The organism is Streptomyces boluensis, assembly GCF_009908195.1.
Lineage (GTDB): Bacteria > Actinomycetota > Actinomycetes > Streptomycetales > Streptomycetaceae > Streptomyces > Streptomyces boluensis.
In genome coordinates this window covers 1-8,717 of record NZ_JAAAHS010000329.1, presented here as the reverse complement: position 1 = coordinate 8,717, position 8,717 = coordinate 1, and the positions used below count along the sequence as shown (strand labels likewise).

The window sequence follows — 8,717 nt, the reverse complement described above, 5'->3', positions numbered from 1 at the left end:
CCCCGCACCCCGTCGACAGCCGCCACACCGACAGCCACCCCGGCGCCGGACGCCACTGAACCGCACGCTCCGCCCCCGTCTCGGCGCGGTGTTCGTCAACGGGCGGGCCGCGCCGGTACGCCGGTCCCGGTGACCGTGCCAAGGCCGCCCGGCGGGACGGCCCGTAACCCGTACATCCCGTACGGGGACCGGCGCACTCCGCGCTGCCGGGCGCCGTCGGGGCGACCGGCCGCCGCCTGGTCACGGCACGGCATGTCCACGGCCCCAACTCGCCCGTGGCACACTCGCCGTGCCATGACTGCGACCACTTCCCCCACTCCAGCCCCCGGCGCTCCCGACGCGCCGAACGTCCTCCACGCCCCCGTCATCGCGTGGTTCGACGCGCACGCACGCGACCTTCCCTGGCGCCGCCCCGACGCGGGTCCGTGGGCCGTGATGGTCAGCGAGTTCATGCTTCAGCAGACGCCGGTCAACCGGGTGCTGCCGGTGTACGAGCAGTGGCTCGCGCGCTGGCCGCGCCCCGCCGACCTGGCCAAGGAGCCGCCCGGTGAGGCCGTGCGCGCCTGGGGCCGGCTCGGCTACCCGCGCCGCGCGCTGCGCCTGCACGGGGCGGCCGTGGCGATAACGGAACGGCACGGCGGCGACGTACCGCGTCAGCACTCCCAACTCCTGGCGCTGCCCGGCATCGGGGAGTACACGGCGGCCGCGGTGGCCTCGTTCGCGTACGGACAGCGGCACGCGGTGCTCGACACCAATGTGCGCCGGGTCTTCGCGCGGGCCGCCGCCGGTGTGCAGTACCCGCCGAACGCGACGACGGCGGCCGAGCGCAAGCTCGCCCGCGCGCTGCTGCCCGAGGACGAGCCCACCGCGGCGCGCTGGGCCGCCGCCTCGATGGAACTCGGCGCACTCGTCTGCACCGCGAAGAACGAGGACTGCGCGCGCTGCCCGATCTCCGCGCAGTGCGCCTGGCAGCGCGCCGGCAAGCCCCCGCACCAGGGCCCCGCCCGCCGCGGCCAGACGTACGCGGGCACCGACCGGCAGGTGCGCGGCAAGTTGCTCGCGGTGCTGCGGGAGGCCGTCGCGCCGGTGCCGCAGGCCGTGCTCGACCGGGTGTGGGACGAGCCGGTGCAGCGCGCCCGCGCCCTCGACGGCCTGGTCGCGGACGGCCTTGTCGAGCCGCTCCCGGAGCGGCTGTACCGGCTCCCGCTCAGCTGACGCCCCGAAGGCGGCGTTCGCCTGGAAATGTTGTCCATACGCCGCCCCTACACCGCCTGAAATGCGGTCTGATCAGGCATAGCACCGGCGATTCTGAGGCCACCCTCGGCCCTGTTACACAACCGAGGGGTAGCCGTGCGCCCACCGCATGCTCCTCCGCGAAACCTCGTTACACCGCGTCCGTAGCTTCGGAGATGTACCGGCGAGAGGCCCGGTCCGCGGCAGTTGTGAGGGACGGAGGCGGTTGAGAATGGCGCACGGCGAGGTGCTCGAATTCGAGGAGTACGTCCGTACGCGGCAGGACGCCCTGCTGCGCAGCGCCCGCCGCCTCGTGCCCGACCCGGTGGACGCCCAGGACCTGCTGCAGACCGCGCTGGTGCGGACGTACAACCGCTGGGACGGGATAGCCGACAAGCGGCTCGCGGATGCCTATCTGCGGCGCGTGATGATCAATACGCGGACCGAGTGGTGGCGCGCCCGGCGTCTGGAGGAAGTCCCCACCGAGCAGCTGCCGGACGCCAGCGTCGACGACTCCACGGAGCAGCACGCCGACCGCGCCCTGCTGATGGACGTCCTCAAGGTCCTCGCCCCGAAGCAGCGCAGCGTGGTCGTGCTGCGACACTGGGAGCAGATGTCCACCGAGGAGACGGCAGCCGCCCTCGGGATGTCGGCCGGTACGGTCAAGAGCACACTGCACCGGGCGCTCGCCCGCCTCCGCCAGGAGCTGGAGAGCCGCAACGCCGAGATGGCGGCCGGCGGAGTGCTCGGACGTGAGGAGCGGGAGCGTTGCGCGGCCTGAAACGGCTCGGCGAACCGAAGGCGGGGAGTACGGCGGCGGCCGCGCTCGCCGCCCTCGCCCTTTCCTTGGGCGCCCTCACCCTCACCGCCTGCGCCACCGGCGGCACCGGCACCCGGGACGAGGGCCCGGCCCGCAGCGACCAGTTCGCCCAGGGCTCGCCCGTCCCGTCGCACACCACGGGCAAGGAGCCGGCGGTCGACCCGGTCATGCTGGTCCGCGACGACCCGAAGGTCAGCAAGTCGGTCAAGGCCGACCTGAAGCCCTGCGGCGGCGACTCGTACCCGGTCGACGTGAGCTACGGCAACCTGACCGGCGGAGCCCGCAACGACGTTGTGGTCAACGTCCTGACCTGCGGAGACGCCATCGGCATCGGGAGTTACGTCTACCGCCCCAAGGGCGATTCGTACGAGAATGTCTTCCGGACCGAGGAGCCCGCCTCGTACGCGGAGATCGACCGGGACGGACTGACCGTCACGCGCCAGACGTACGAGAAGGACGACTCGGCGGCGATTCCCTCCGGTGAGGACATCACCCTCTACGAATGGCGGGACGACGCCTTCGTGCAGACCAAGCACTGGACCAACCGATACGGCAGCGCGGGCGGCGACGTCAGACCCGTGCCCGAGGAGAACTGAGAGCGCGCCGATGGCCGAGCAGACCCACGTCCTGTTCGTCGAGGACGACGACGTCATCCGCGAAGCCACACAGCTCGCCCTTGAGCGCGACGGCTTCGCGGTCACCGCCATGCCCGACGGCCTCGCGGGGCTCGACGCGTTCCGCGCCGACCGGCCCGACATCGCGTTGCTCGACGTGATGGTGCCGGGCCTCGACGGGGTCTCGCTGTGCCGCCGGATCCGCGACGAGTCCACCGTGCCGGTGATCATGCTGTCGGCGCGGGCCGACTCCATCGACGTGGTGCTCGGCCTGGAGGCCGGCGCCGACGACTACGTGACGAAGCCCTTCGACGGCGCCGTCCTGGTCGCCCGGATCCGCGCCGTACTGCGCCGCTTCGGGCACGCGGGCGGGCCTGCGGGCGGCGGGCCCGGTGCGGGCGGCGACGGTGCCGGTCAGGTGAACGGCGGGGTGCTGAGCTTCGGCGACCTGGAGGTCGACACCGAGGGCATGGAGGTGCGGCGCGGCGGCACCACGGTCGCCCTGACGCCCACCGAGATGCGGCTGCTCCTGGAGTTCTCGGCCGCGCCCGGCACCGTGCTCTCCCGCGACAAGCTCCTGGAGCGGGTGTGGGACTACGGCTGGGGCGGTGACACCCGGGTCGTCGACGTCCATGTGCAGCGGCTGCGCACCAAGATCGGCCAGGACCGCATCGAGACGGTCCGCGGCTTCGGATACAAGCTCAAGGGATGAGGCCGACCTCGCCGACCTCACCGACCTCTCCCACCTCAGCGACCTCTCCGACCTCGCTGCCGAAGAGGCTGATCTCCTTGCCGATCTCCTTGCCGAAAAAGCTCATCTCGTTCCCCAGAGGGCTGCGGACGGGACTGCGCTGGAAGCTCAGCGCCGCGATCGCGATGGTCGGCGCCCTGGTGGCGCTCGCGCTCAGCCTGGTCGTGCACAACGCCGCCCGCGTCTCGATGCTGGACAACGCCCGGGACCTGCAGGACACCCAGCTCCAGATGGCGCAGCGGCTCTACGAATCGTCCAAGAGCCCCCGGCTGCAGAGCAAGATCGACGACCGGGAACTCCCCGACGAGCTGCGCGCCAAGGCCGAGGCGGGCCGCCGCGCCACCTACGTACAGGAGACCGGCGGGGCGCCCGACATCTGGGCGGCGACCCCGGTCAGCGGCGGCCACATACTGTCGCTGCACTCCCGCTTCACCGACCGCAGCGCCACCGTGATGAAGGACCTCGACCAGGCGCTGATCATCGGCTCGATAGCGGTCGTCTTCGGCGGCTGCGCCCTCGGCGTGCTGATCGGCGGCCAGCTCTCCCGCCGGCTGCGCGAGGCCGCGACCGCCGCGCACATGGTCGCCCAGGGCCAGACCGAGGTGCGGGTACGGGACGCGATCGGCGGTGTCGTACGCGACGAGACCGACGATCTGGCACGTGCCGTGGACGCGATGGCCGACGCGCTGAAGCAGCGGTACGAGGCGGAGCGCCGGGTCACCGCCGACATCGCGCACGAGCTGCGCACCCCGGTGACCGGACTGCTCACGGCGGCCGAACTGCTGCCGCCCGGCCGCCCCAGCGAACTGGTCAAGGACCGCGCGCAGGCGCTGCGCACCCTGGTCGAGGACGTACTCGAAGTGGCCCGCCTGGACGGGGCGTCGGAGCGGGCCGAGCTGCAGGACATCACGCTCGGCGAGTTCATCACGCGCCGGGTGCGCGCCATGTATCCGGAGGTCGAGGTGCGGGTGGTGCACGAGTCGGAGGTGACGACGGACCCGCGCCGCCTGGAGCGCATCGTCGGCAACCTCCTGGCCAACGCCACCAAGCACGGCAAGGGCCCCATCGAGATCTCCGTCGAGGGCCGGGTGATCCGCGTACGCGACCACGGCACCGGCTTCCCCGAGGAGCTCCTCGCCGACGGCCCGAGCCGCTTCCGTACCGGCTCCACCGACCGCGCGGGCCACGGCCACGGCCTCGGTCTCACCATCGCCGCGGGCCAGGCCCGGGTACTCGGGGCGCGCCTGACGTTCCGCAACGTCGGCCCTGAGTACGGCGACGGCCCGGCCGAGGGCGCGGTGGCGGTGCTGTGGCTGCCGGAACACGCGCCGACGAGCACGGGCAGCTACCCGATGCCGAAGCTGGCTTGAGGGGTACGGGCGGCTGACAGCGGGGCGCTGAGAACGGGGCGGGCAACCGGACAAGGCGTAACGGGGCAACTCCCGTACACGCCAAGGCCCCCGGAGCCGTAACGCTCCGAGGGCCTTGAGTTTCCGCAGAACCGCGAGGGTTCACAGCCAGGCGAACCGAGCCGGCCGGGCGAACCGACCCGGCCAGGGCCGACCTGACCAGCGCCGACCCGGCCGACCGACCCGGCCCCCGCTCAAACCGCCTCAGGCACCCGCTCCCCCGATGCCGACGCCTCCGCCGAGTCCGCCTTCTTCTCCGGCCCCGCCCCCTTCAGCGGCACCTCCTTGACGAACAGCGCCGCGACGAGCGCGATGATCGCGACCGCCGAGCCGAGCAGGAACGCCCCGTGCGTCCCGGACGACACCGCGAACTGGTACGCCTCGCGCATCGCGTCCGGCAGCTTCGCCAGGCTCGCCGCGTCCAGCTGGGCGTTGGGCAGCGCACCGCCGCCACCCGGGACCTGCTGCGCCATCTCGTCGGCGACGCGGTTGTTGAAGAGGGCGCCCATCACGGCGACGCCGAAGGAACTGCCGAGGGTGCGGAACAGCGTGGTCGAGGAGGACGCGACGCCCATGTCCTTCATCTCGACACTGTTCTGCGCCACCAGCATGGTGATCTGCATCAGGAAGCCCATGCCCGCGCCGAGCACCGCCATGTAGAGGCCGGAGGTCAGCCGGGACGTGCCGGTGTCCATCTGGGCGAGCAGGAACAGGCCCACCACCATCAGGAGGCCACCGGCCACGGGGAAGATCTTGTACCGGCCGCTGTTGGTGGTGACCCGGCCCGCGATCAGCGAGACCACCATCATCGACATGAGCATCGGCAACAGCAGCAGGCCGGAGTTGGTGGCCGAGGCGCCCTGGACGGACTGCTGGTACAGCGGCAGGAAGAGCACCGCGCCGAACATCACGAAGCCGGTGACGAAGCCGATCACGGACATCAGCGTGAAGTTGCGGCTGCGGAAGATGTGCAGCGGCATGATCGGTTCCGCCGCCCTGGTCTGCGAGAACAGGAACGCAACGAGCGCCACCACGCCGAGCACCCCGAGCCCGACGATCATGGTCGAGCCCCAGGCGTACTCCGTACCGCCCCACGTGGTGAGCAGCACGATCGCGGTGATGCCGACGGTCAGGAGCACCGCGCCCAGGTAGTCGATCCGGGTCTGCGAGCGCTTCTTCGGCAGGTGCAGGACCACGGTGACCATGGCGAGGGCGATCGCGCCGAGCGGCAGGTTGATGTAGAAGGACCAGCGCCAGCCGAGGTGGTCGGTGATGGTGCCGCCGACGAGCGGTCCGCCGATCATGGCGAGCGCCATCACGCCTGCCATCATGCCCTGGTACCGGCCGCGCTCACGGGGCGGGATCAGGTCGCCGATGATCGCCATGACGCCGACCATCAGGCCACCGGCGCCGAGGCCCTGGACCGCGCGGAAGCCGATCAACTGGCCCATGTCCTGGGCCATTCCGGAGAGCGCCGAGCCGATCAGGAAGATCACGATCGCGGTGAGGAAGGTGCCCTTCCGCCCGTACATGTCGCCGAGCTTGCCCCAGATCGGGGTGGACGCGGCGGTGGCGAGCGTATAGGCCGTGACCACCCAGGACAGGTGCTCAAGGCCGCCGAGCTCACCGACGATGGTCGGCATCGCGGTGCCGATGATCATGTTGTCCAGCATGGCGAGCAGCATCGCGATCATGAGCGCGAGCAGCACCACGCGCACACTGCGCTTCGGCGCCTCGACCTGCTCCGCGGCGGTGTCCTGCTGTGGGGGTTCCGCCGGTCGCGCGGCCCCTTCTCTCTTGGATATCGCCATCGCGATCACTCCCCGTACTTACTTGACGCCCGGCTAGTTAGCTACAGTAGGGGAAGGTAGACCCGAAACTAGCCGGGCGTCAAGTAAGTTTTGCGGACATACGAGCGACGGCCCGCGCACGGCCGCAGGAGACCACGATGAGCAGCAGTGCAGGCGCCCCCCGAGCACCCCGCCGGGGCAATACGCGGCAGCGCATCCAGGACGTCGCCCTGGATCTGTTCGCCGAGCGCGGGTACGAGAAGACCTCGCTGCGCGAGATCGCGGAGCAGCTCGAGGTCACCAAGGCCGCGCTCTACTACCACTTCAAGACGAAGGAAGACATCCTCGACAGCCTCTTCGAGGACCTGACGCGGACCATCGACGAGCTGATCGAGTGGGCCGCCGAGCAGCCGCGCACCCTGGACACCAAGCAGGAGATCCTGCGCCGGTACGGCGATGCGCTGGCCGGTGCGGAACGCCTCTTCCGGTTCATGCAGGAGAACCAGGCGACGATGCGCGAGCTGCGCACCGGCGAGGACTTCAAGGCCCGGATGATGCGCCTGCTCGACCTGTTGCGCGACCCGGACGCCCCCCTGGCCGACCAGGTCCGCTGCTTCAGCGCGCTGTTCTCCATGCACGCCGGGATGTTCGTGCTCAAGGACGTCGAAGGCGACCCCGAGGAGAAGCGCAAGGCCCTCCTGGAGGTCGCCACCGAACTGGTCGTCCGCGCCCATACGGCGCCGGAGACCGGGAAGTAACCGCGAGCTACGTCTGTCAGACGGTCACGCCGAGACCGCGCAGGTAGCTGACCGGGTTGATCGCGGAGCCGTAGTTCGGGGTCGTACGGATCTCGAAGTGCAGGTGCGGGCCGCTGGAGTTGCCGGTGTTGCCGGAGCGGGCGATCTCCTGGCCGGTGTTCACCTTCTGGCCGATCTGCACGCCGACCTTGGACAGGTGCGCGTACTGCGAGTAGCGGCCGTTGTCGTGCTTGATCACCACGGCGTTGCCGTACGCGGGGCCGTCACCGGCGCCGTTCGGGCCGGCCTTGACGACGGTGCCCGAGTGCACGGACGTGACCTTGGTGCCGATCGGCACGGCGAAGTCCTGGCCGGAGTGCTTCTGCGACCACATGTTGCCGCCCAGACCGAAGCCGGCGCTCAGCGTGTAGTTCTTGACCGGGTCGCCCCAGCCCGCGGCCTTCTTCGCGGCGGCCTGCTTGGCGTGCGCGGCCTTGGCCTTGGCCGCGTCGGCGGCCTTCGCCTGCGCCTTCGCCTGCGCCTGGACGGACGCGGCGGCACCGGAAAGGCCACCCTCCGCACCGGCTTCGGCCGCCATCGAGACACCCGCGCCGAGCGTCGCCGCCACGCCGACTCCGGCAGCAAGAACGACCGCCCGGGTACGGAACAGCGACGACTTGGATATGTGGGACTCGGCGCGCTTCGACATCGCGGATTACCTCCGTGGTGTGGGGGGAGTCGCGACCCGGACGTTCGCGTCCGGAACAACGACATGAGCGGACCCGGTCACACGACCTCTGCGACCGGGCTGCCCCACCTTGGTAACCCGCCCCCCGGGCCACGCTCAAGCGGCCCTTCTACTACCCCGGCTCGTACGCGACCGGAGGAATGAATCCCCCTTGACGCCCCGAACGCCCCCTTTGCGATCTACGGGAAATCGTCTGGGAAGTCGTGTTTAGCCCCACTTCAGGGGCTTAATTCTGGACATCTTCAGGGGTCTTGCCCGGTCCTGTCCCGATTCGGGACTTTAGTCCCGACGGTTGTCACCCGAAGGTCCCCCACCCGGTGGGACCTCACTCCACTATTCCGGCTAGTACCGCCCAAATCGCCTGTGCGTCATGTCACCGGGCACCAAGATCGAGGCGCCCTCGGATGTGACCGGCACTACTCCGGAACACCTGCCGCGAACGGCCTTCGGGGCTACGGAAGCGGGCCGAGGCGACCCCGCCGCACCCACCTCAACGGCACCGACGGCAACCGCCCCGCCGGCGCCCCGTACGCGGCCGATCCCTGCCCCACCGCACTGCCTGTCTCTTATACCCATCTGACGCTGCCGGCGAGAATCTATGTGTGGCGGTCGGGT

Annotated in this window: 8 protein-coding genes; 6 read left to right on the top strand and 2 right to left on the bottom strand. The window is 70.7% G+C overall.

Annotation, left to right across the window (positions count from 1 at the left end; all coding sequences use genetic code 11):
- Window positions 1-294: 294 nt before the first annotated feature.
- The 5 genes from GUY60_RS29540 (at window position 295) to cseC (ending at window position 4,788) form a co-directional block, all read left to right on the top strand.
- Window positions 295-1,215 carry an HhH-GPD family protein gene (locus GUY60_RS29540; RefSeq protein WP_161703286.1) on the top strand — a complete coding sequence of 307 codons (921 nt, stop codon included), beginning with the start codon at window positions 295-297 and terminating at the stop codon, window positions 1,213-1,215.
- Between the two features lie 250 nt (window positions 1,216-1,465).
- Complete coding sequence (locus tag GUY60_RS29535; protein ID WP_161703285.1) at window positions 1,466-2,014, top strand: SigE family RNA polymerase sigma factor; 549 nt, start codon at window positions 1,466-1,468, stop codon at window positions 2,012-2,014.
- Window positions 2,002-2,649: a hypothetical protein gene (locus GUY60_RS29530; RefSeq protein WP_161703284.1), complete on the top strand. Its 648-nt coding sequence runs from the start codon at window positions 2,002-2,004 to the stop codon at window positions 2,647-2,649. The genes GUY60_RS29535 and GUY60_RS29530 overlap by 13 nt, the downstream gene beginning before the upstream one ends.
- 10 nt (window positions 2,650-2,659) lie before the next feature.
- Window positions 2,660-3,379, top strand: a complete 720-nt coding sequence (gene cseB, locus GUY60_RS29525) for a two-component system response regulator CseB (protein ID WP_161703283.1) — start codon at window positions 2,660-2,662, stop codon at window positions 3,377-3,379.
- Window positions 3,376-4,788 carry a two-component system sensor histidine kinase CseC gene (gene cseC, locus GUY60_RS29520; RefSeq protein ID WP_161703282.1) on the top strand — a complete coding sequence of 471 codons (1,413 nt, stop codon included), beginning with the start codon at window positions 3,376-3,378 and terminating at the stop codon, window positions 4,786-4,788. Before cseB ends, cseC begins: the two co-directional genes overlap by 4 nt.
- Window positions 4,789-5,021: 233 nt before the next feature.
- On the opposite strand, the gene GUY60_RS29515 is transcribed toward cseC, so the two are convergent.
- Window positions 5,022-6,638: an MDR family MFS transporter gene (locus GUY60_RS29515; protein WP_161703281.1), complete on the bottom strand. Its 1,617-nt coding sequence runs from the start codon at window positions 6,636-6,638 to the stop codon at window positions 5,022-5,024.
- 137 nt (window positions 6,639-6,775) lie between these two features.
- Between GUY60_RS29515 and GUY60_RS29510 the strand changes: the two genes are divergently transcribed.
- Complete coding sequence (locus GUY60_RS29510; protein ID WP_161703280.1) at window positions 6,776-7,375, top strand: TetR/AcrR family transcriptional regulator; 600 nt, start codon at window positions 6,776-6,778, stop codon at window positions 7,373-7,375.
- 16 nt (window positions 7,376-7,391) lie between these two features.
- Here GUY60_RS29510 and GUY60_RS29505 read toward each other — a convergent pair whose 3' ends face one another.
- Entirely contained in the window at window positions 7,392-8,063 is a 672-nt protein-coding gene (locus GUY60_RS29505) for a M23 family metallopeptidase (protein ID WP_161703279.1), read from the bottom strand.
- Window positions 8,064-8,717 lie beyond the last annotated feature (654 nt).